At 60.9% G+C, this 20,582-nt stretch carries 23 protein-coding genes and 4 tRNA genes; 10 read left to right on the top strand and 17 right to left on the bottom strand.

Going from position 1 to position 20,582, the window contains the following annotated elements; translation table 11 throughout:
- Positions 1-5 precede the first annotated feature (5 nt).
- On the bottom strand, positions 6-176 hold the full coding sequence (locus BM059_RS25370; RefSeq protein WP_167364562.1) for a hypothetical protein: 171 nt from the start codon (positions 174-176) through the stop codon (positions 6-8).
- Between the two features lie 160 nt (positions 177-336).
- On the opposite strand from BM059_RS25370, the gene BM059_RS07560 reads away from it, so the two are divergent.
- The 3 genes from BM059_RS07560 (at position 337) to BM059_RS07550 (ending at position 2,646) form a co-directional block, all read left to right on the top strand.
- Positions 337-630 carry a type II toxin-antitoxin system RelE/ParE family toxin gene (locus BM059_RS07560; protein ID WP_036999669.1) on the top strand — a complete coding sequence of 98 codons (294 nt, stop codon included), beginning with the start codon at positions 337-339 and terminating at the stop codon, positions 628-630.
- A 2-nt stretch (positions 631-632) separates the two neighbouring features.
- Complete coding sequence (locus BM059_RS07555; RefSeq protein ID WP_074937747.1) at positions 633-923, top strand: addiction module antidote protein; 291 nt, start codon at positions 633-635, stop codon at positions 921-923.
- 922 nt (positions 924-1,845) lie between these two features.
- Positions 1,846-2,646 carry a hypothetical protein gene (locus BM059_RS07550; protein WP_139220710.1) on the top strand — a complete coding sequence of 267 codons (801 nt, stop codon included), beginning with the start codon at positions 1,846-1,848 and terminating at the stop codon, positions 2,644-2,646.
- 135 nt (positions 2,647-2,781) lie between these two features.
- Here BM059_RS07550 and BM059_RS07545 read toward each other — a convergent pair whose 3' ends face one another.
- The 15 genes from BM059_RS07545 to BM059_RS07475 all read right to left on the bottom strand — a co-directional run bounded on the left by BM059_RS07545 (position 2,782) and on the right by BM059_RS07475 (position 14,619).
- Positions 2,782-4,017 carry a tyrosine-type recombinase/integrase gene (locus BM059_RS07545; RefSeq protein ID WP_074937744.1) on the bottom strand — a complete coding sequence of 412 codons (1,236 nt, stop codon included), beginning with the start codon at positions 4,015-4,017 and terminating at the stop codon, positions 2,782-2,784.
- Positions 4,010-4,480: a hypothetical protein gene (locus tag BM059_RS07540; RefSeq protein ID WP_074937742.1), complete on the bottom strand. Its 471-nt coding sequence runs from the start codon at positions 4,478-4,480 to the stop codon at positions 4,010-4,012. Before BM059_RS07540 ends, BM059_RS07545 begins: the two co-directional genes overlap by 8 nt.
- Before the next feature lie 295 nt (positions 4,481-4,775).
- Positions 4,776-6,680 carry a DUF927 domain-containing protein gene (locus BM059_RS07535; RefSeq protein ID WP_083413242.1) on the bottom strand — a complete coding sequence of 635 codons (1,905 nt, stop codon included), beginning with the start codon at positions 6,678-6,680 and terminating at the stop codon, positions 4,776-4,778.
- The gene (locus BM059_RS07530) at positions 6,670-7,737 is read right to left on the bottom strand and encodes a toprim domain-containing protein (RefSeq protein WP_083413241.1); all 1,068 of its coding nucleotides are present in this window, start codon (positions 7,735-7,737) and stop codon (positions 6,670-6,672) included. Before BM059_RS07530 ends, BM059_RS07535 begins: the two co-directional genes overlap by 11 nt.
- Positions 7,738-7,740: 3 nt before the next feature.
- A complete protein-coding gene (locus BM059_RS07525; RefSeq protein ID WP_074937740.1) occupies positions 7,741-8,097 on the bottom strand; it encodes a hypothetical protein in 357 nt (118 codons plus the stop codon).
- Entirely contained in the window at positions 8,094-8,348 is a 255-nt protein-coding gene (locus tag BM059_RS07520; protein ID WP_074937738.1) for a helix-turn-helix transcriptional regulator, read from the bottom strand. Before BM059_RS07520 ends, BM059_RS07525 begins: the two co-directional genes overlap by 4 nt.
- An 82-nt stretch (positions 8,349-8,430) precedes the next feature.
- Positions 8,431-9,294 carry a hypothetical protein gene (locus tag BM059_RS07515; protein WP_139220709.1) on the bottom strand — a complete coding sequence of 288 codons (864 nt, stop codon included), beginning with the start codon at positions 9,292-9,294 and terminating at the stop codon, positions 8,431-8,433.
- A gap of 74 nt (positions 9,295-9,368) precedes the next feature.
- Positions 9,369-10,679 (bottom strand): tyrosine-type recombinase/integrase, encoded by a 1,311-nt coding sequence (locus BM059_RS07510; RefSeq protein ID WP_074937734.1) that lies wholly within the window; start codon positions 10,677-10,679, stop codon positions 9,369-9,371.
- A 162-nt stretch (positions 10,680-10,841) separates the two neighbouring features.
- Positions 10,842-10,928: transfer RNA gene (locus BM059_RS07505), tRNA-Leu, on the bottom strand.
- Positions 10,929-11,049: 121 nt separating this feature from the next.
- Positions 11,050-11,123, bottom strand: a tRNA-Cys gene (locus tag BM059_RS07500).
- Positions 11,124-11,161: 38 nt separating this feature from the next.
- Positions 11,162-11,237, bottom strand: a tRNA-Gly gene (locus BM059_RS07495).
- A gap of 67 nt (positions 11,238-11,304) precedes the next feature.
- On the bottom strand, positions 11,305-11,865 hold the full coding sequence (pgsA, locus tag BM059_RS07490; protein WP_036999480.1) for a CDP-diacylglycerol--glycerol-3-phosphate 3-phosphatidyltransferase: 561 nt from the start codon (positions 11,863-11,865) through the stop codon (positions 11,305-11,307).
- Between the two features lie 33 nt (positions 11,866-11,898).
- Positions 11,899-13,722, bottom strand: coding sequence for an excinuclease ABC subunit UvrC (uvrC, locus tag BM059_RS07485; RefSeq protein ID WP_074937732.1), 1,824 nt, complete (start codon positions 13,720-13,722; stop codon positions 11,899-11,901).
- Between the two features lie 2 nt (positions 13,723-13,724).
- Positions 13,725-14,369 (bottom strand): response regulator transcription factor GacA, encoded by a 645-nt coding sequence (gacA, locus tag BM059_RS07480; protein WP_036999477.1) that lies wholly within the window; start codon positions 14,367-14,369, stop codon positions 13,725-13,727.
- Positions 14,370-14,531: 162 nt separating this feature from the next.
- Positions 14,532-14,619, bottom strand: a tRNA-Ser gene (locus BM059_RS07475).
- A 165-nt stretch (positions 14,620-14,784) separates the two neighbouring features.
- Here BM059_RS07475 and BM059_RS07470 point away from each other — a divergent pair.
- The 7 genes from BM059_RS07470 to BM059_RS07440 all read left to right on the top strand — a co-directional run bounded on the left by BM059_RS07470 (position 14,785) and on the right by BM059_RS07440 (position 19,040).
- Complete coding sequence (locus tag BM059_RS07470; RefSeq protein WP_036999476.1) at positions 14,785-15,453, top strand: Bax inhibitor-1/YccA family protein; 669 nt, start codon at positions 14,785-14,787, stop codon at positions 15,451-15,453.
- 138 nt (positions 15,454-15,591) lie between these two features.
- Positions 15,592-15,984: a sulfurtransferase complex subunit TusD gene (gene tusD, locus BM059_RS07465; RefSeq protein ID WP_074937730.1), complete on the top strand. Its 393-nt coding sequence runs from the start codon at positions 15,592-15,594 to the stop codon at positions 15,982-15,984.
- The gene (gene tusC / locus BM059_RS07460; protein WP_036999473.1) at positions 15,985-16,344 is read left to right on the top strand and encodes a sulfurtransferase complex subunit TusC; all 360 of its coding nucleotides are present in this window, start codon (positions 15,985-15,987) and stop codon (positions 16,342-16,344) included.
- Positions 16,344-16,643, top strand: coding sequence for a sulfurtransferase complex subunit TusB (gene tusB / locus BM059_RS07455; RefSeq protein WP_074937728.1), 300 nt, complete (start codon positions 16,344-16,346; stop codon positions 16,641-16,643). Before tusC ends, tusB begins: the two co-directional genes overlap by 1 nt.
- On the top strand, positions 16,640-16,975 hold the full coding sequence (locus tag BM059_RS07450; protein ID WP_074937726.1) for a TusE/DsrC/DsvC family sulfur relay protein: 336 nt from the start codon (positions 16,640-16,642) through the stop codon (positions 16,973-16,975). The genes tusB and BM059_RS07450 overlap by 4 nt, the downstream gene beginning before the upstream one ends.
- Positions 16,972-17,952, top strand: a complete 981-nt coding sequence (locus tag BM059_RS07445; protein WP_074937724.1) for a glycosyl transferase family protein — start codon at positions 16,972-16,974, stop codon at positions 17,950-17,952. Before BM059_RS07450 ends, BM059_RS07445 begins: the two co-directional genes overlap by 4 nt.
- Positions 17,953-18,041: 89 nt before the next feature.
- Entirely contained in the window at positions 18,042-19,040 is a 999-nt protein-coding gene (locus BM059_RS07440; RefSeq protein WP_074937722.1) for a glutathione S-transferase family protein, read from the top strand.
- A gap of 57 nt (positions 19,041-19,097) precedes the next feature.
- Here BM059_RS07440 and cysG read toward each other — a convergent pair whose 3' ends face one another.
- A complete protein-coding gene (gene cysG, locus BM059_RS07435) occupies positions 19,098-20,486 on the bottom strand; it encodes a siroheme synthase CysG (RefSeq protein ID WP_074937720.1) in 1,389 nt (462 codons plus the stop codon).
- Positions 20,487-20,582 lie beyond the last annotated feature (96 nt).

Here is a 20,582-nt window from a genome sequence, read left to right as displayed (position 1 = left end):
AGCCTTCATCGCGTAGCGCCTTTACCACGCCGCGAATCAGGTAGCAGCCCTGAATATTTCTCTTTTCGAGCACACAGACTGCCAAACCAATCAACAGTACGAAATTGTCCGCTGCCCTCGTATTTATCCAGATCAAACCAATCTGGTAGGTCTTCCACCCGATCAATCGTGGTCATCCTCTCGTCTCCCCAGGCGCCCCATCCAGAACAGGCCCGACCACCCAAGCGGGGGAAACCACAGGATGAACTTTCCCCATGGGTAGCGGGAATCTGGCTGTTGCCGCCTGCCAGCAGCCAGAACTTTGCAGAGTGTCTCCACTCGGATACAATGCATCCCATGGCATACCTCATCCAGCAGACAAAGACCTTCGCCAACTGGCACTCCGCCGTACGCGATCTCAAGGCCAAGGTTGCAATCGCGCGCCGTATTGATCGAGCCGCCGCGGGCAACCTGGGTGATGTGAAGTCTGTAGGTGATGGAGTGTCTGAAATGCGCATTGATGTAGGCGCTGGCTACCGCCTGTACTTCACCGTCCGTGGCGGCATAGTCATTGTCCTGTTGGTAGGCGGCGACAAGAGCACACAACCTGCTGATATCCGGCAGGCCAAGAAACTGGCAAAGGAGGTTTGATCATGCCTCATACCCTGATCCCATTCGACATGGCTGAGCTGCTCGACAGTGAAGAGGCAGTCAGCGAGTACCTGTCTCAAGTCCTGGCCGACGGCGACACTGATGAACTGATCCGCGCGATCGGCCATGTGGCCAAAGCACGCGGCATGTCGCAGATAGCTAAGGACTCTGGCCTGGGTCGTGCGAGTCTCTACAAGGCCCTCGCCCCCGGCGCGCAACCACGGTTCGATACCGTGATCAAGGTCATGCATGCCCTGGGCATTGAACTGCACGCTACCCCGGCCCATACCTGATCCATCACCGGCTAAGCCGGCAAGGAGTCTGACTCTGAGTTGAGCCAGCGACGCAGAAAGGGCGAAAGCAAGTTCTACCGTGCGTCAATTGAAGCCGCCTCCTGGCGGCTTTGCTTTCTGTCCAAACGATACCCGTGTGAACTTACTAGAAAGTGTCCGTGTTAACGGGGTAAAACCCTACCTAAAATAGGCATACGTACAGACACATACCGGAACATACGGCACAAAAAAACCGGCTGCAGAGGCCGGTTTAATTGGGTTTCAGAGTCATATGGGAACATCTGAAATCATGTCAATGGTGCCGAAGCCGGAGCCGAACAGTCAGCCACAGGCCTCGCCAATACTGAGCGGCATCCATCTCGAAAGAGAAGCGTATCCCTAAACGTATCCCTAAATCTGGCTCTACCCTCGTATGCGGAGGCGTGACGCGTAACGATACTGAGTAGACAGGCATGGGCTGACATCAGAATTTTTTATTTCGCGGTCGTGTGTAAAAGGCTAGGCGCTCGGTGTCGAGTCTGTGAGGTTACAGGGATTTGACCACCCCTCCCCCCGAATGCGCGCTAGAGCCGGTGGCAGCACGGGTTGTGGCGTGTTTGGCTTGCGGCGGTGTGCTTGCCATGTCCACCTTGCCACCTTTCTATGAGGCGGTAGATGCGAGGAAAAACAACGCGTTAGGTGCTCTATTTGCCTGCTTTCTGTCCAAAAAAGGTGGACAAAAGGCAGCGATTTCGCCGGGCCGGAAAATTCGCGAACCGCGCGGGCCTGTCGACCGTGGACGTCGAATCAATGGTTAGAGGGACCCACTGTAAGGAAACCTGCCCACTTGCGGCACTAGCGATGCGGTAGCGAATGTCTGCCCCTGTTAATAGGTTTTCTGATAGCGTTTTTAGCAACTGCCCACTCTGGGAACGGACCCCACATGAAGCGCCAAAGAAAAACACAAAACATATCAAGAAGCCCCTCCAGCTCTAGAGAGCCGCAAGCAGATAGCGTCACAAGCACATTAGACATATGGCTTTCGCGAATCAGCCACATGTCACAGTTTGGCTTGTTCGCCCTTACCATAGGCGTGTTTTATTTCACAGTAATTCCCCTATACAAAGTAGCGACACTGGAGGAAGGCATCGCTCGCCGAGAGCTTGAACTAAATGAAACCAATGAGAAATTAAAGGCAGCAACCATTAATCTTGAGTTTAAAGAGCGCGAACTTTATAAGCGCGACCGCCAAGAACTAATCGAAGGTATCGCCTATGCAGCACCATTTTGCTCTGGTCTCATGGAACCACCTAAAACAAGAATCCCTGAAAATCGTAATGAACTTGGTGACAGCATACTGAAGATAGATGCAGCGCAATGCTTGAGGGACAGAGTAGAAAAAAGCAAATCAGAAACAGTCCTTAGCAGCACTGACAACTCCCACTTAAAACTAACCATCAACAACATAGCCGCCAAGCTGGAGGAAGCACAAAAGCAAGCATTACTAGATATCAAAACACTTCCAGAACGCGCCAAGAAAGACCCATCCATTCTTGCGCCGAAGAGTTTTAATGAAGAGCACCTAGATAGCTTGCTCAACATGTTGTCGCCCGGTTTTATAAATGATGAACTTTCTCATCAATCTGCAATCGATAGAACGCGGACGGCAATTACCTTTGATTTCGCAGATTTTGTTCAGAAAGAGATTAGTGCACTAAGAAAAATTGAATGGCCGGATGATTAGTCAACATTCAGCAAAGCTGTTTCGACAGAGATAATACGCCCTCATACCTACTCCCCTGTAATCAATTTCTGACCCTCCTGCCCAGCCCCGCCGGCGCTGGCCTGGGCGGGAGGGGCTGGGGTTGGCCTGTCTCGCTTATGTCCTGGCGTCAGTCGCCCCCGTCGCACTGTGCAGGGCGGCAAAGCCGCGCTCATCGAGCCAGGCATGCCAGCGCTCCAGAGCCTGACGTTTCTGTGCCTCGGCCGTGGTGTGGATATAGGTCACGTCCAGGGCCTTCAGCGCATGGTTCAGCAGCAGCTCGCCGATCAGGTAATCGACGCCCAGGTCAGCCCAGGCGGTGCGCGCGGTTTTTCTGAGGTCGTGGCTGGTCCATTGCTCGCCCGACAACGCGGTAAACGCCAACTGCGCCTGCATTTCGCTGAAGGGGCGGCCCTGCACGCCGGGGAACAGGTAGGCGCCGTCATAACCTCGGGCCACCTGGCTAGCACGATAGCGGGCCAGGAAGGCGCACACCTGGGCGGTGAGTGGCAGGGTGTGGGCTTTCTTGGTCTTGGTGTCGACGGCTGGGATATGCCAGGTCTTGCCGATCAGGTCGAAGTGCCGCCACTTGGCTTGGCGGGTTTCACCGATCCGCGTGCCGTGGGCCAGCATCAGCACCGCCAGGGCGACCGCCGTGGTTTCGTGACGGTAACGGGCGGCCCAATGCTCCAGCAGGCGTTCACAATCGACCGGACGCAAGCGCGCATCTTTCGGCTTGATCTTGGTCTTGATGAAGTCGGTAAAGGTCATGTCGGCCATTGGGTTCTTGCCGATCAGGCCCAGGCTCGCGGCCTGCTTGAATGCGACCTTGAGCACACCGAACACCAAGCGCACATGCGCCACGCTGTATTGCGATTGCAGCGGCCACATCAGCTTGGTGTCTAGCGTGGCATGGTTCAGTTCGACCAAGCGCAGCGCGCCGAGACAGGGCAGCAATTGGCACTTCACCGCCGAGCGCGCCGTGGCCTTTCGGTTCTTGCTCAGGTTGCCGTCGTGCGCGACGCGATGCGTATACCACTCCAGCACCTCGCCGACGGTCGACCAACCGGACGTGGACAGCGCGCCCGATTGTGGCTCGATGGCCAGGCGCTGCATGACGTTGGGCAGCACCGACAACACCGCCTTAACGGTGAGGTCGGGATAGTTGCCGAGCTTGTGCCAGTGCTCTTTGCCCTGGGCGCGCGTCACGACGTAGAAACTGCCCCGCTCGCGGTTCTGGCGGTAGCGAAAGCGCAGAGGACGCTGGGTGTCGCGCAGTTGGGTGATTGCGCTGTCGCCTGCATGCCGCTTGATTGCGGCTTCGGACAGGCTGACGGCAACGGATTTAGACATGGGGAGTCTCCAGGGTTGAGGTGATATGGCGTGTGGTTTGCTGGTCGTAGTGCGTGCGCAGCTCGGCGCCGGCCGGGCAGTGCGTGGGGGATTTGGGGAGGTGGGCACGACAGATGCCGCACGCCATGACGTGGCTCAGGTAGGCGTCGCGGGCCACCAGCCAGGGCAAAGGCGATGCTGCGGTGGTGCTGGCATCGCCGGCCGGTGTCGGCGAACGCAGCGGGCGCGGTGGCGTTGTCCAGCCGTGCGAGCGAATCAACCGGGCGGCGTCACTGATACGCCCGCGCGCGGCGAGGTCGTCGGCATCCACCCGCCCGCTTTCCAGCAACCAGTCAGGCGAACAACCCAGCACGGCCGCCAGCAGTTCCAGCCACTGCGCGGCGGGCAGATTCGAGGGGCTGCCGTGCTCTGCGTTGTTGGTGACGGGTTGCGACCGCCGAACGAATGCGCCCAGGGCCGCCAAGTCGAGCGGCGCCGTTTTCGCTGGTCCATTGCAGCGCGCTACCTGCTGTTGGCCTGGGTCACACCGGGAACACCGGGAACAACCAGCAACGACGGGGGCTGTAGCTGTTCCCGGTATTGGTTTTGACCGGGAACACCGGGAACACCGGGAACAAAAAGCCTGGCCGCTGTTCCCGGTGTGTTCCCGGTCTGTGACCCAGCAACGGCGCCCGCAAAGACCCGCGCTTGCTGGACCTGGCGGTTTGTTCCCGGTGTGACCCGGGGTTTCCCGGTTGGCGATTTCTGGTCTGCCATGGCTATTCCTCCAAGGCGGCCAGCAAGGCGGCGGGATTGACCACGTAGACCCGCGCGACGCCTTCACCCTTGACCCGCACACGCTTGGTCAGGCGGCCGTCGCGGTCGTTGTCGCGTTCGGCGATGGCGCCGGCATTGTCGAGGCAGGCCAGCACGCGCCGCGTATCGAAGCCCTGGGCGGCGTCGGCCAGCGCCTGCGCGGTGAACAGGTAGAGGCGGCCGTCGCCATGGGCGCGATACCAGCCGGCGCGGTCATGCACGGCGGCGCCGTCCGTACCGTCGATGTTGGCGAAGCGGGCGGCGTGGCGGTCGATGAAGGTGGACACCGCCCGCATGATCTTGGCGTCTTCGGACTGGCCACGGCCCCGGAACTCGGCCCAAGCGCCGAACAGTTCCCGCATCGCGGCGATGGCGGTGCCCTGCGCCCACGGCAGCAACTCGCCCTGTATGGCCAGCTCGCCAGCCAGGGCGGCGATGGCGAATCGCGCCGCCGCCCGCGCATCCTGCCCGGTGCCGATGGGGAAGCCCTGGCGCATGTCGGCGAACAAGGCTTCCAGCTCGGCGGCGGCCTCGGCAGTCGGCTCGCGTGCCACCAGCAGCTCGACAAAGGCCGGCCCAAGTTGGCCGTAGTGTTGCGCCGTCGCGCGTTTGAGGGTGTCGGCGAATGCCCGGCCGGCACCCTTGCGGCCATCCTCGCTGGTGTGCTCATGGGGCAGGCCCAGGCCGTGCAAGTTGTCATAGGCGCCATAGCGGCGATAGGTGGGCACGTCCAATAGGCGCAGCTCTTGGCCGGCCTTGCTGCGCATTCCGGCGCTTTCCATGTGCTTGCTCATGGTCAGCTCGCCGCTGGACAGCACCATGACCCGCCACTTCTGCACTTGGCGGGGCAGGCCCGACACCTTGCCGCGTTGGCGGCCGGTGCCGTTGCCCAGGGCATAGATGATCCCGCCCACATCCTGGGGCTTGGCTTCGCCGATTTCGTCGAGCACAAGCAGGGTGTCATTGCGCAGCGTGGCCACGCCCTCCAGTCCCGTGCTGGTGGCGTTCCACGTGCGAAGGAAGTCGCGCGGTTTACCCCACACGCTGGCGGCCACGGCCAGCGCAATGCTTTTGCCGCTGGAACTATCGCCCAGCAGGTGGAAGCCGCCGCCGTCGGCGTCGAGCAGGGTCAGCAAAGGCCCGGCCAGGGCCGCGCAGACGGCAAGAATCAGCACCGGATTACCCAGGCAACGGGCGGCCACCTCGGCCTGCCAGCCGGCCAGGTCGCCGGCCGTGTCGTATTCATGGCCGCCGGCCTCGGTCGACTGAAACACCACGTCACCGCCGCCGATGACTCGGCGCGGCATGACGAACAGTGCCGGGCCATACCAGCCGGTGCGCGTCGCCGCCATGGCTTGGCGTTCCGGGCTGCTGCTCATCAGGTAGTCCATCAGCGCTTGCCGCTGTTTGTGCGGGATGGTTGCGCCCATGTTGAGCAGCACCGCACGCAGCTCGGCGCCGTCGCCGGCCAGCATCTCCATCGGTGCCGCCCACTGCTTCCAGGCGCTCGCCCCTTTGGGCAGCAGGTGCAGCAGTCGGCCGAAGTTCTCCCCGCGCTCATCGCAGGTAATAGCCAGCACCTCCAGTGGCGAACAAACCAGCGTGTCGGTTTCCGCATCGTCGCGGATGCCGTGGAAGTAAAGGCCGGGGGCCAGGACGTGGCCTTGCCGCGTCTGTACCCAACTGGCATAGGTGGCCCAGCTCGGCCGGGCCGGCGTAACCGTGGGGTGCTTGATCTTCGCCTTGCGCTTCTTGGGCGCGGGCTTGCTGGCGGGTTTGCTCGGCCGCTTGCCGCTGGGCGTCGCTTCCCCCTGGCCGGCCGCCCCAAATGTCTCGCCCGGCTCCGTTTGGCTTGGCCTATCGGTCATGGGCAGCGTCCCAGCAGTGCAGGTCGTTGAAGTCGGACAGTTCCAGTGGCGCGCCCGCCGGCCACTCGGGGAACACCACCATGGCCCCGACCGCCAGGGCGGCAGCATCGGCAGCCGTACGGCCGGGATTGCCATCGCTTAGGCGGTCGTCGTCGCCGGCTATTACCAGCTCAATCAGACTGCCGTACTTGGCGCGCAGGGCCTGGGCTACCGGGCGCAGGTTGCCGGCATTCATGGCGCATACCACGGCATCGGCGCCTTCGTAGTGTTCAAACAGCGTGGCGCCGGTCGCCCAGCCCTCGCAGACGAACAAGCGCCGCCCCGGCTCGACTTGGCCCAGCAGGTGGAAGGCGCCCAGCACCTGGCCGCCAAACAGAAAGCGCTTACCGCCGTCGGCGCCGATACGTTGTAGGTTCACCAGCTCGCCGGCAGTGTTGAGCAACGGCACAAGCAGCTCGCCGCGATACTCGCGCAGGTCTTGGGCGTGTAACCGCTTCGCCGCCAGATAGGCGTGCGCCGGGTTGGCGGCGGCGCTGGCCTGCCACAGTCGGCGAGCGAAGTCGGCGGCGGTCTGTTGCTTGTGGCGTTTCTGCTCGGCCTCGCGGGCGGTACGCTGCTCTGCCTCCAGCCTTGCCGCCGCCAACCGCCGACGTTGGCCGTCGTCGTGACTATCGCCAGTGTCCTGCCGCCCATCCAGCGCGTGGAGGCGCAGCCCAAGCCGGCGGGCCAGGTCGCACGCGGCGTCCGCCTGATTCACGCCCCACAGATAGGCGGCCAGCGACACCAAGTCGCCGCCGCCGTCGCCACAGGCGAAGTCATGCCAGCGTCCGTCCACCAGGGAAACCGAAAAGCTCCCGGCCTGTCGGTCGGCTCGCGTGGGGTTGCGGGCAACCCATTCGCTGCTCTTGCGGGTGCCTTCCGGCAGTAGCTCCGGCACCAATGCGGCAGCGTGCTGCAACGCGACAGCGGCCACCGCGCGAATGTCTTCGACGATCCGGGTTTTCTTCAGGCAAGCCGATCCCGGCAACGCCTCGCGGCGCTGTTGAAAATAGCTCATGGGTTAGTCCTGGCTTACGGGTGACGGGTGGGGAGTTGCCGGGCTGCAATGCGCGGCCGCGCGGATGCCGGCCAAGGTGCCGTGCGCGTTACGGGTGACGGTTGCCAGCTCTGCCGATAGCCCCGCCAGCGCGGCCAGCATCGAGCAAATGGCGACGGCCAAACCGTCATCGACATGGCCGGCACCTGTTGCGCCGTCCAACAGTTCGCCGATGGCGGCAATGCCGGTGCTCAAGCGCTCGCCTTGGCACTCGGCGATACAGGCCAACCGCTCCAGGCGGTCGACATGCCCAGATAGGCTGTCTGCGGCGGATGCTGCCGGGGTGGCGAGCAGTTCCCGCCAGTAGTTCGGGGTGCTCATTGTGCCGCGCCCTTGGAGCTATCGGCCTGGGCCTTATCCCGCGCGGCAATCTTGGCTTGCAACCAGGCGTCCACCTCGGCCACGACGTAATAGGCGGCAGCCTGGCGGGCGTCACCATCCTTGATGGGTTTGGGAAAGGTCGGGTCTTTCGCCTTGAGCTTGGCGAGGCCGGAACGGGTCACGTCCAGCCATTGGCAGAGGGCGGGCTGACGGATCAGGCCTTTAGTTGATTGGGGGTTGTTCGGGTGCATAAGGGCCTCTGTGTGGTTGAGGCTTATCACGTTATGCACCCTACTCGTCGGAGTCATTGCAATTGCAAAAATACCGGTTTGGTTAGTCCTGAGGCAGTGTGGCCCATTGCTCGCTCAGTTGGCGGCCATCAGTAAGAAGTACCTTTCGCCTGTCTTTAGCATCCTTGAGGATTCTTGCAATCGTTCGGCTTCCGATGGCCCCGGGGTAAGTATTCAGAATTTCGGTCGTTATGTCTTTTTGCGCCCACTCTCTGCCTTTGACTTCTTTGGCGAGCGAATTGACGATCTGTAGCAGTGCAGAGATTGTTGTGAGGTCGGAGTCTCTAATTTTGGAGCTATTAGGGCTTTCGCTTTTGGCTTTTGTTCTCTTATTTGGACTAATGTAATCGGGAGCGTCAGTGAATGGGCTCATCCCTCGCCAATTTCCTGTTGCCTCTATATCGAAGGCATCAGAAGAGTCGCAATAATCATGCACTGCTTTCTGGTAGTCGCCCTCATCTAGATATTTCTTCACATTACCCACTGAACGCCTAATCTCAACTTGCGTGTAGGCCCGCACAAAGTGCTTCTCTTCAATCTTATCTAGCTGCCCGCCGGCCCTCCTAGCAAAGGCTCTGTAGCTCATCGTTCTTAGGGTTGGGACCTCCCCGCTCCCAAAACACACCCACTCCGCCATTTTGAATACCCCACCCTCTCGGAGTGGGTAGGGGATTTTTTTTGTTTCTGCCTCAAAGCCATTCATTAAAGAAGGGTCGTCATAGGCGGCATTAATTACAAAGAAGTTGTTCCCAGGATACATTTCCTTGTCACGAGGACAAAAAATCATATAGGCCGGAACCACGCCAAAATCAGCAAGCTCTTTCATATCGTCTGGCGTGATTTTTTTACCCGTTAGCTCGCACAGCATTTCCATTGCTTTATTTTCCGTAATCGTCTTCATGTTCACTTCAAGCTCCGGGCGAAGTATTAAATCCGCAACTACGCTGCTGGTGTTTTTTACAAGATTGGCGATATAAAAAATTAGGCTCGCTTCATTGCCACCACGTTCGCCCCGCCCCGATTGGCGAAATCATACGGCGTGACATGCCGCTCACGGTTTGCATCTAGATAGTCAGCCCACCATTGCACCATCAGTCGGCGTTCCTCCAGATGTTCGGCTTTGTGGATATACGCCGCCCGCACGCCGTTGCGCTCTTGGTGGCTCATCTGGCGCTCTACCGCGTCCCGCGACCACAGGCCCGACTCGACTAGGGCACTGCATGCCATGGCCCGGAAACCGTGCCCGCAAAGCTCCGTCTTGGTGTCGTAGCCCATGCGCCGTAACGCCTTATTTATGGTGTTTTCGCTCATCGGCTTGTAGTGGTAGTGGTCGCCGGGAAATACCAGCTCATAACTGCCGGACAGCACGTGGATTTGGCCAAGCAGCCCCAGGGCTTGCCGTGACAACGGCACCAGGTGGGGCGTTCTCATTTTTGCGCCGCGCTGGGAGAACTTCACCCCTTCGATAGCTTCACGCTCGCCCGGTATCGTCCAGAGCGCACGTTTAAAGTCCACCTCGGGCCAGCGGGCAAAACGCAGCTCACTGGAGCGAATAAACACCACCAGGGCCAAACGCACAGCCAGGCTAGTCAAGGCCCGGCCTTGGTCGGCTTCAATGCGCCCCAGCAGCTCGGGTAAGCGCTCCAGCGCCAAGGCGGGACGATGCACGGCCTTTCTGGTAGCGGTGGCCCCGGACAAATCGCGGGCGGGGTTGTAGTCGATTTGGCCGTGCTGCACTGCCAACCTCAAGATGCCGTCGATGTACTGACGCAGACGGCCGGCTAGCTCCAGCTTGCCGGCGGCTTCGGCAGCTTTCAGCGGCTTCATCAACAACGGGATACTCTTCAGGTCAGCCAGTGGGCGCGCGCCCAGCTCAGGCAATAGGTGCGATTCGATGCGGCTAAGTACAGTGGCCGCGTGCCCGGCCGACCACTTCGCCGCCCCGGCCTTGTGCCAGGCCCTAGCCGCCGCCTCAAAAGTGTTGGTGCTCTTGGCGGCCTCTTCGACTTTCGCCAGCCTGGCAGCCTCTACCGGGTCAATGCCTTCGGCGAGCAATGCCAGCGCTTCGGCACGACGGGTGCGCGCGCCCTTCAGCGTCAAAGCTGGATAGTTCCCGAAAGCAGTCAAACCGGCCCGCCCGTCCGGCTTGGTGTACTTGAACCGCCAGGATTTAACCCCCGTGGGCTTGACCAGCAGATAGAGGCCCTGCCCGTCGAATAGCTTGTAATCCTTGTCGCGGGCCTTTGCGGCCTCACATTTCGGGTCTGTGAGCGGCGTTACAGTGCGAGCCATAGGGATACGTTTTTCCGTCGAACCATGCGTATCCCTAAACGTATCCCTAAAATTCGGGGTTGTACAGAATCATTTGAAAACATACGGGCACAAAAAAACCGGCTGAGAGTGCCGGTTTTAGTAGGTTTCAGGTTCACTAGGGAACATCTGAAATCATGTCATTGGTGCCCGAAGCCGGACTCGAACCGGCACGCCATTGCTGGCGAGAGATTTTAAGTCTCCTGCGTCTACCGATTTCGCCATTCGGGCGGCAGCGCTGTGCGAAGGGCGGACTATATACAGCCCTCTGCGTCCTCGCAAGGCATGCAAAGGCACGCCAGGGAGAATGAAAAAGGCCTCGTAAATCATGGATCTACGAGGCCTTTTATATTGGAGGCTGAGGTCGGAATCGAACCGGCGTTCACGGATTTGCAATCCGGTGCATAACCACTCTGCAACTCAGCCATGAAGCAAACGAGCCGCCTTGGCGACTCGTGTAAAACTGGAGCGGGAAACGAGACTCGAACTCGCGACCCCGACCTTGGCAAGGTCGTGCTCTACCAACTGAGCTATTCCCGCTTGTCTTGTCGACGGGCGCCATTCTATAGAATCGAAACGCGCCGTCAACCCTTTGATTCAAAAATACTTATTTCTTTTCCGAGGTGGTGCTGAGGTGTGGCCAGGCAGCCAGCAGGTACTGCAGCATGGACCACAATGTCAGCACCGCTGCGACCACCAGCAGGGTATATCCGAGCACAACCCAGAAGGTAAATACCGGCGGGTTACCCAGCAGTATGACCAGCGCGAGCATCTGCGCCGCGGTTTTCCACTTGCCAAGGTTGGACACGGCTACATGCGCCCGAGCACCGATCTCGGCCATCCATTCACGCAGAGCGGATACGACGATCTCGCGACCGATGATGGTCGCCGCGGCCAAGGTCAGCCAGAGATTGGAGTGTTCAGCCGCCAGCAATACCAGCGCCACTGCCACCATCAGTTTGTCCGCCACCGGATCGAGGAAGGCGCCAAAGGGGGTGCCCTGCTCCCAGCGGCGGGCCAGATAGCCGTCGAGCCAGTCGGTCAAGGCAGCAACCGCGAAGACTCCGCTGGCAGCCCAATAGCTCCAGGAGAACGGTAAATAGAACAGCAAGATGAAGACCGGGATCAGCGCGACCCGGAGCACGGTAAGCAAGTTGGGGATGTTCATCGGCACAACTAGGCTGCGAGGTGAGCGGGCATTCTACTCGCTGTGCAGAGTGTCATAAATCAACTCGGCGAGCTTTTTACTGATTCCGGGCGCTTTGGCGATTTCTTCGGCGCTGGCACGGGACAATTCCTGCAGGCCGCCAAAGTGATTGAGCAGCTCGCGCCGCCGCTTCGGGCCGATCCCTGCCACCTCTTCAAGCGTCGAGGTGCGCCGCGTCTTGCCACGGCGCGCACGGTGCCCGGTGATCGCGAAACGGTGTGACTCGTCACGGATCTGCTGGATCAGGTGCAGTGCCGGCGAATTGCCGGGCAAGGTGAACTCATGCTCGGCGTCGTTCAGGTAGAGCACTTCCAGGCCAGGCTTGCGCGTCGTGCCCTTGGCCACACCGAGCAGGATCAGATCCGGCACGGCCAGCTCCTGCAGCACTTCACGAGCCATGGCCAGTTGCCCTTTGCCACCGTCCACCAGCAGCACATCGGGCAACTTGCCTTCGCCATCCTTGATCTTGCTGAAGCGCCGGGTCAGCGCCTGGTGCATCGCGGCATAATCATCGCCAGCGGTGACACCCTCGATATTGAAGCGGCGATAGTCGGACTTCAGCGGGCCTTCCGGGCCGAACACCACGCAGGAGGCGACCGTCGCCTCACCACTGGAATGGCTGATATCGAAGCACTCCATGCGCTGCGGCGGTTCGTCCATTTCCAGCACGGTAGCCAGCGCGTCGAAACGCTCAGCCAGGTGCTGCCGATTAGCCAGGCGCGCCGCCAGTGCTTGCTCGGCATTGGTCACCGCTAACTGCTGCCAACGGGCTCGCGTGCCGCGCACCCGCAGGCTGATGCTGAGGCTGCGACCACGTAGCGACTCGATAGCCTCGATCAGCGTGGCGAAGTCTTCGTGCTGCACGTTGACGATCAGTTCGCTGGGCAGGTCGCGCTCGGCATTGCCCAAGTAGTACTGGGCGAGAAAGGCCATCAGCACATCGCCGCCCTCCTCTTCAATCGCCACCTGCGGGAAGAAATTCTTGCTGCCCAGCACGCGCCCGCCGCGCACGCTGATCAGGTGCACACAGGCGCCGCCAGGCGTGAGCATCACCGCGACCACGTCGACGTCACCGGTGCCACCTTCCATGCTTTGCTGGTCCTGCACGCGCCGCAGCATAGAAATCTGGTCGCGCAGTTCCGCCGCGCGCTCGAATTCCAGCGCCATCGAGGCCTTTTCCATGCTGGCCGACAGTTCCTCGCTCAAGGCATTGCTGCGGCCATCGAGAAACATCACCGAGTGGCGCACGTCTTCGGCGTACTCCTCCGGGCTGACCAAGCCGACGCAGGGACCTTTGCAACGTTTGATCTGGTACTGCAGGCAGGGACGCGTGCGGTTCCTGTAGTAGCTGTCCTCGCACTGGCGAACCAGGAAGGTTTTCTGCAGCAGGCTCAGGCTCTCGCGAATGGCCAGCGCACTGGGATAGGGGCCGAAATAGCGCCCCTTGGCCTTTTTCGCGCCACGGTGAATGCCGAGGCGTGGGAACTCGCCGTCGGAGAGAAACACGTAGGGATAGGATTTATCGTCGCGCAGCAGGATGTTGTACGGCGGTCGCCATTCCTTGATCAGCGTCTGCTCGAGCAGCAGCGCCTCGGTCTCGTTGGCGGTGATGGTGGTTTCGATCTGCGCAATGCGCGCCACCAAGGCGGCGGTCTTGGGCGCCTGGCCGGTCTTGCGGAAATAACTGGCGAGGCGCTTCTTGAGGTTTTTCGCCTTGCCGACGTAGAGCAGGCGGGCCTCGCTATCGAACATGCGATAGACGCCGGGGCGACCACTGCAGGTCGCCAGGAAGGCACTCGAATCGAATGGTGCGGACATTTTCAGCTAACGGCGTCGACCATGCCGTGGCGAACCGCGAGCAGAGCCAACTCGACGTCGCTGGTGATGGAGAGCTTCTCGAAGATGCGGTAGCGGTAGGTATTGACCGTCTTCGGCGACAGGCACAGCTTGTCCGAGATGTTCTGCACCTTGTGACAGTTGGCAATCATCAGGGCGATCTGGATCTCTCGCTCGGACAGCAGATCGAATGGCGAGCCATTGTTCTGCGGCTGGAAGGATTTCAGCGCCAGCTGCTGAGCGATTTGAGGGTCGATGTAGCGCTGGCCGGCGAATACCAGGCGAATGGCTTGCACCATTTCATCCAGAGCCGCGCCCTTGGTCAGATATCCGGCAGCACCGGCCTGCAGCAAGCGCGTCGGGAACGGATCTTCCTCGCACACGGTAACGGCGACGACTTTGATATCGGGATGGCTGCGCATCAATTTGCGAGTGGCTTCAAGGCCGCCGATGCCGGGCATCTTCACGTCCATCAGGACGACGTCGGGCTTGAGTTCGCGGACCTTGAGCAGGGCTTCTTCGCCAGTGCAGGCTTCACCTACGACTTGCAGACCGTCGATATCGGCCAGCATGCGGGTGATACCCGTGCGAACCAGATCGTGATCGTCGACAACCAGGACCCTAATCAATCGCCACCTCGTTGCACCTAGTCAGCCACCGTGCAGCGACGGTGAGGTTGAACTTGCCGGCCACCATAGCAAAAAGCCAGGGTCTGACCTAGCTTGGTGCACCGCCGTCAAAAAGCAAGCGCCAGATTAAGGTCAGAAATTGCGTCAAGGCAATTGGAGAATTGGCGGAAGCGGTGAGATTCGAACTCACGGATAGTTGCCCATCGACGGTTTTCAAGACCGTTGCCTTAAACCACTCGGCCACGCTTCCAAATTCTTGAGTGCGGAGGCTGACACTCAAACCTCCGCAGTAGTGCGGGCGGCAATCTTACCGGAACGCAACACACTGTCAAACTCTAAGTCTTGGCAGGCAATCCCGCTCTGTTATGATCCAATACATTCGAATTGAAAGCCTCGTAGCCACAGGAGCGTCGCCATGCAAGAGCGAGATTATGCACTCAACCATTCTCAGGTTGAGCAACAGGAAGTCAGCAGCGTTCTACGCAACACCTACGGTCTACTGGCCATCACCCTGGCCTTCAGTGGCCTGGTCGCCTTCCTCAGCCAGCGCGCCAATGTTCCCTATCCAAACATCTTCGTGGTGCTGATCGGTTTCTACGGCCTGTTCTTCCTCACCGCCAAGCTGCGCAACTCTTCCTGGGGCCTGCTTTCCACCCTGGCGCTGACCGGTTTCATGGGCTACACCTTGGGCCCGATCCTCAACCGCTATCTGGGCATGGCCAACGGTGCTGAAGTCATCAGCTCCGCCTTCACCATGACCGCATTGGTGTTCTTCGGCCTGTCCGCCTACGTGCTGACTACCCGCAAGGACATGAGCTTCCTCAGCGGCTTCATCACCGCCGGTTTCTTCGTTCTGCTGGGCGCCATCGTTGCCAGCTTCTTCTTCCAGATCAGCGGCCTGCAACTGGCGATCAGCGCTGGCTTCGTGCTGTTCTCTTCGGTCTGCATCCTGTTCCAGACCAGCGCGATCATCCATGGTGGTGAGCGTAACTACATCATGGCCACCATCAGCCTGTACGTGTCGATCTACAACCTGTTCATCAGCCTGCTGCAGATCTTCGGCATCATGGGCGGCGACGACTGATAGCCGTTCGCCCCCCCCCCTAAAGCCCGCTTCGGCGGGCTTTTTCTTGCGCGCCTGTTTGTCTTTGCTGCAGTGATTCTTTGTTTGCCGGGCACCCTGGCCTTATCATTGGCCCAGTTTTGCCTCGTCGGACGCCCCATGAAGTTTGCCATCGCCCTGTTCGCCGCCCCTCACCAGCCCGCTTCGCGTCGCGCATTGCGCTTTGCCCAGGCCGCATTGGCTGGCGGCCATGAGATCGTTCGCCTGTTCTTCTATCAGGACGGTGTGCACAGCGCCGCCAGCAACGTGGTCAGCCCGCAGGACGAGCTTGATCTGCCCAGTGAATGGCGCGAGTTCGTTACCGCCAACGGGCTGGACGCAGTGGTCTGCATCGCCGCCGCACTGCGTCGTGGCGTGCTCAATGGCGAGGAAGCGCAGCGCTATGCCAGGCCCGCTGCCAACCTGGAAGCACCGTGGGATCTATCCGGGCTGGGCCAATTGCATGAAGCGGCGCAGCAAGCCGACCGACTTGTCTGTTTCGGAGGCTCGTGAGTGAGCAAATCACTATTGATCATCAGCCGCCAGGCGCCTTGGAGTGGTCCCGGCGCGCGTGAGGCGCTGGATATCGCCCTGGCCGGCGGCGCTTTCGACCTGCCCATCGGCATGCTGTTTCTCGATGACGGTGTGTTTCAGCTCAGCACCGGACAACAGCCCGGCCAGCTGCAACAGAAAGACCTCGGCGCCAACCTCCAGGCCCTGCCGATGTTCGGCGTCGAGGAACTGTATGCCAGCCAGCGCAGCCTGGCCGAACGCGGCCTGAGCGATGCAGAACTGAATCTGGCGGTACAGCAACTCGACGACACAGCGCTGACCGCCCTTCTCGATCGTTATGACCAGGTGATCACCCTCTGATGGCCACCCTGCATATCCTCTCCCATTCGCCGTTCGCTGATAGCCGTTTGGCCAGTTGCCTGCGTCTGCTAGGCGCCAATGACGCATTGCTGCTCAGTGGCGATGCGGTCTACGCACTGCAGCCCGGCACCGCCAACCTGCAGGCGCTGCAATTGATGCCTGCCAGTGTTGCGCTCTACGCTCTGGATGAAGACCTTGCTGCTCGCGCGCTACAGGCGCCCGAGCGTGCTCAGGTCGTCGACTATCCGGGGTTCGTCGAGCTGTGCACTCGCTACGCCAAGGTCAACAGCTGGCCATGAGTACGCTCAACGTCGACGGACGTGACATCGCCCTGGACAAGGACGGCTACCTGATCGACCTGCAGGATTGGTCGCGCCCCGTAGCCGAGGCGCTGGCCGCCGCAGAGGGGCTGCAGCTAAGCGCTGAGCACTGGGAGATCCTCGACCTGCTGCGCGCCTTCTACGCGGAATTCCAGCTGTCGCCAGCCAACCGTCCGCTGATCAAGTATGCGGCCCTGAAACTCGGCACAGAAAAGGGCAACAGCCTGCACCTCAATCGCCTGTTCAAGGGCACGCCCGCCAAACTCGCCGCCAAGCTCGCCGGCCTGCCAAAACCGACCAATTGCCTATGAACCTGATCACGCCCGCCGAACACCCCTTCGCCCAATTCGTACGTATTCTCGGCAAGGGCAAGCGCGGCGCGCGTGGTCTGACCCGCGAGGAAGCCCGTGAAGCCATGGGCATGTTGCTCGACGGCAAGGTCGAAGACACCCAGCTCGGCGCCTTCCTGATGCTGCTGCGGCACAAGGAAGAGAGCGCCGAAGAGCTCGCCGGCTTCACTGAGGCCATCCGCCCACGGCTCGCCGCGCCTGAAATCCCGGTCGACCTGGACTGGCCCAGCTATGCCGGCAAGAAACGCCATCTGCCCTGGTACCTGCTGGCCGCCAAAGCGCTGGCCGCCAGTGGCGTGCGTATCTTCATGCACGGCGGTGGTGCTCATACCGCAGGGCGCATGTACACCGAGCAGTTGCTGGCGCAACTGGATATCCCCTGCTGCCAGGACTGGCAAGCAGTGGGAGCGGCGCTCGACCAGCACAACCTGGCCTACAGCTACCTGGGCGACTGGATGCCGGCACTGCAGCGCATGATCGATCTGCGCAACACCCTGGGCCTGCGCTCGCCGATCCATTCCCTGGCGCGAGTGATCAATCCACTTGGCGCCCGCTGCGGGCTGCAAAGCATCTTCCATCCCGGCTATCAGGCCGTGCATCGCGAAACCAGTCGCCTGCTGGGTGATCACGCCATCGTGATCAAGGGCGAAGGCGGCGAGATCGAGGCCAACCCGGACGGTACGTGCCATCTGCATGGCACGCTCGCTGGCGAGAACTGGGACGAAGAATGGCCCGCGCTGTCAGCACAGCGCCATGTCAAACCCGAGCGACTCGACCCGGCCGTGCTGGGCGCCTTCTGGCGCGGCGAGCACGATGATCCTTACGGTCGCCTGGCGGTGATCGCCACCATGGCCGTCGCCCTGCGCGGGCTAGGTCTGGGCCGTGAAGAGGCATTCCAGCAGGCCCAGCAACGCTGGGATGCACGCTTTTCAATCTAGTCAGTCGATTGTTTAAGCCAGCTTTTTCCACCTTTCAATCGACTTCATAACGTTAGACTCCAGGTTCATTCAAGACGGAGGCACGCGTTATGGGCTTGTTGATCGATGGACGCTGGCATGACCAGTGGTACGACACCGGCAACAGTGGCCGCTTCGAGCGCGAAAGTGCACAACGCCGCAACTGGGTAACCGCAGACGGTAGCGCCGGGCCAAGTGGTGATGGTGGTTTCAAGGCTGAATCCGGGCGTTATCACCTCTATGTGTCCCTGGCCTGCCCATGGGCTCATCGCACGCTGATCCTGCGCAAACTCAAAGGCCTCGAGTCGCTGATCGATGTATCAGTGGTGAGCTGGTTGATGCGCGAACAAGGCTGGACCTTCGACCGCAACTTCGGCTCCAGCGGTGATCACCTGGATAACCTGAGCCACATGTATCAGCGCTACACCGCCGATGACCGTCAGTACACCGGCCGCGTCACCGTGCCCGTGCTGTGGGACAAGCAAACCAGTGGCATCGTCAGCAACGAGTCGGCGGAAATCATCCGCATGTTCAACAGCGCCTTCGACGGCCTGACCGGCAACGGCCTGGACTTCTACCCCGAGCCGCTACGCGAGCGTATCGACCAGCTCAATGAGCGCATCTACCCGGCAGTGAACAACGGCGTTTACCGCGCAGGCTTCGCCACTACGCAGGAGGCCTACGAAGAGGCTTTCGACGAGCTGTTCGCCATGCTCGATGAACTGGAAACGCTACTGGACGAAAACCGCTACCTGGTCGGCGAATACCTGACCGAGGCAGACATTCGCCTGTTCACCACGCTGATCCGCTTCGATGCCGTCTATCACGGGCATTTCAAATGCAATCTGCGGCGCATCGAGGATTACCCGAACCTGTCCAACTGGCTGCGCGAACTGTATCAGTGGCCGGGCATCGCCGAGACGGTGGATTTCACTCACATCAAATCGCACTATTACGCCAGCCACGCCACCATCAACCCGACCGGCGTGATCCCCAAAGGGCCACTGCAGGATTTCACCCACGCGCATGATCGCCAGCACCTGCCGGGCAAAGGCGTGTTTCAACGTTAGAAGTGACAGCGGAGAGTGACTGAAGCCTCGACAATGAGGCTTCAGTCATCAAAAGCGTCAGATGCTGTTCTGAGCGCCTTCGAACCAGGCCAGCTTGTCACGCAGGGTGACCACTTCCCCGACAATCACCAGGGTGGGCGCGTGCACTTCGTGCTCGGCCACCAGTTGCGGCAAGGTCTCCAGGGTACCGGTGAAGACACGCTGATTCTGCGTGGTGCCCTGCTGCACCAATGCCGCAGGCGTCGCGCCCGAACGGCCGTGAGCGATCAACTGTTCGCAGATACCCGGCAGCCCTACCAGCCCCATGTAGAACACCAGGGTTTGCCCTGGCGCGACCAGATCCTTCCACGGCAGGTCGCTGCTGCCATCCTTGAGGTGCCCGGTGACGAAGCGCACCGACTGCGCATGGTCGCGGTGAGTCAACGGGATGCCGGCATAGGCCGCGCAACCTGAGGCAGCGGTGATGCCCGGTACCACCTGGAAGGGAATATCTTCTGCCGCCAGTTGCTCGATCTCCTCACCGCCGCGACCGAAGATGAACGGATCCCCACCTTTAAGACGCAGCACGCGCTTGCCCTGACGAGCCAGGTCGATCAGCAACTGGTTGATCTGCTCCTGCGGCACGGCGTGATCAGCGCGGCGTTTGCCGACATAGATACGCTCGGCATCACGCCGGCACAACTCGATGATGGCGGGCGCCACCAGGCGGTCGTACAGCACGACGTCGGCTTGTTGCATCAGGCGCAAGGCGCGGAAGGTCAGCAGATCGGGATCGCCCGGCCCGGCACCGACCAGGTACACCTCGCCCAGTGCGCGCGGCGTAGCGCCGGCCACACGCGCTTCCAGCAGGCGCTCGGCCTCTTCCGGCTTGCCGGCAAAAACGCTCTCGGCGATTTGCCCCTGAAAGACGTCCTCCCAGAACACACGGCGCTGCTGCACGTCCGGAAACAGCTGCTTGACCCGCTCACGGAAACGCTTGCCCAGGTTGGCCAGTTGGCCGTAGGTGGCCGGAATCCAGGTCTCGATCTTGGCGCGGATCAGCCGTGCCAGCACCGGAGCATCACCGCCACTGCTGACCGCAACGATCAGCGGCGAGCGATCGACGATGGCGGGGAAAATCACGCTGCACAGCGCCGGCGCATCCACCACGTTGACGGGAATGCCCAGCGCCTGGGCGTCAGCTGAAATCTGCGCATTTAGGGGGACGTCATCGGTGGCGGCGATGACCAGGGCTACGCCCTGCAGATCACTGCTTGCATAGCCGCGCTGGAACATGCCATCAGCGCCGGCCAGCGCCTGCAACTCGCTACGGATCTCCGGGGCGACCACACGCAGGCGAGCACCGGCATCGCTCAACAGGCGCGCCTTGCGCAGCGCAACCTCACCACCGCCGATCACCAGTACCGGGCGATCCTGCAGCTTGTGGAACAGCGGAAGGAATTGCATAAGTCAGCCTCGAATGAGGTAGGAAGGCGAACGACGGGTTCGTAGGGGGCGCCATGCGCACCGAACTACGCTGAAAGGCCTTGGTGCGCACAGCGC

The sequence above is a fragment of the Ectopseudomonas composti genome, from assembly GCF_900115475.1.
Lineage (GTDB): Bacteria > Pseudomonadota > Gammaproteobacteria > Pseudomonadales > Pseudomonadaceae > Aquipseudomonas > Aquipseudomonas composti.
This window is presented reverse-complemented; position numbering and strand designations above follow the sequence as displayed.

Coding starts and splice junctions, on each gene's coding strand:
- tusD (WP_074937730.1), top strand. CDS start 15,592: ATGAAGTTTGCCATCGCCCTGTTCGCCGCCCCTCACCAGCCCGCTTCG.
- BM059_RS07535 (WP_083413242.1), bottom strand. CDS start 6,680: ATGACCGATAGGCCAAGCCAAACGGAGCCGGGCGAGACATTTGGGGCG.
- BM059_RS07545 (WP_074937744.1), bottom strand. CDS start 4,017: ATGTCTAAATCCGTTGCCGTCAGCCTGTCCGAAGCCGCAATCAAGCGG.
- BM059_RS25370 (WP_167364562.1), bottom strand. CDS start 176: ATGACCACGATTGATCGGGTGGAAGACCTACCAGATTGGTTTGATCTG.
- BM059_RS07560 (WP_036999669.1), top strand. CDS start 337: ATGGCATACCTCATCCAGCAGACAAAGACCTTCGCCAACTGGCACTCC.
- BM059_RS07450 (WP_074937726.1), top strand. CDS start 16,640: ATGAGTACGCTCAACGTCGACGGACGTGACATCGCCCTGGACAAGGAC.
- BM059_RS07510 (WP_074937734.1), bottom strand. CDS start 10,679: ATGGCTCGCACTGTAACGCCGCTCACAGACCCGAAATGTGAGGCCGCA.
- BM059_RS07520 (WP_074937738.1), bottom strand. CDS start 8,348: ATGCACCCGAACAACCCCCAATCAACTAAAGGCCTGATCCGTCAGCCC.
- BM059_RS07445 (WP_074937724.1), top strand. CDS start 16,972: ATGAACCTGATCACGCCCGCCGAACACCCCTTCGCCCAATTCGTACGT.
- BM059_RS07525 (WP_074937740.1), bottom strand. CDS start 8,097: ATGAGCACCCCGAACTACTGGCGGGAACTGCTCGCCACCCCGGCAGCA.
- pgsA (WP_036999480.1), bottom strand. CDS start 11,865: ATGAACATCCCCAACTTGCTTACCGTGCTCCGGGTCGCGCTGATCCCG.
- BM059_RS07550 (WP_139220710.1), top strand. CDS start 1,846: ATGAAGCGCCAAAGAAAAACACAAAACATATCAAGAAGCCCCTCCAGC.
- uvrC (WP_074937732.1), bottom strand. CDS start 13,722: ATGTCCGCACCATTCGATTCGAGTGCCTTCCTGGCGACCTGCAGTGGT.
- tusB (WP_074937728.1), top strand. CDS start 16,344: ATGGCCACCCTGCATATCCTCTCCCATTCGCCGTTCGCTGATAGCCGT.
- BM059_RS07470 (WP_036999476.1), top strand. CDS start 14,785: ATGCAAGAGCGAGATTATGCACTCAACCATTCTCAGGTTGAGCAACAG.
- BM059_RS07530 (WP_083413241.1), bottom strand. CDS start 7,737: ATGAGCTATTTTCAACAGCGCCGCGAGGCGTTGCCGGGATCGGCTTGC.
- BM059_RS07440 (WP_074937722.1), top strand. CDS start 18,042: ATGGGCTTGTTGATCGATGGACGCTGGCATGACCAGTGGTACGACACC.
- BM059_RS07555 (WP_074937747.1), top strand. CDS start 633: ATGCCTCATACCCTGATCCCATTCGACATGGCTGAGCTGCTCGACAGT.
- cysG (WP_074937720.1), bottom strand. CDS start 20,486: ATGCAATTCCTTCCGCTGTTCCACAAGCTGCAGGATCGCCCGGTACTG.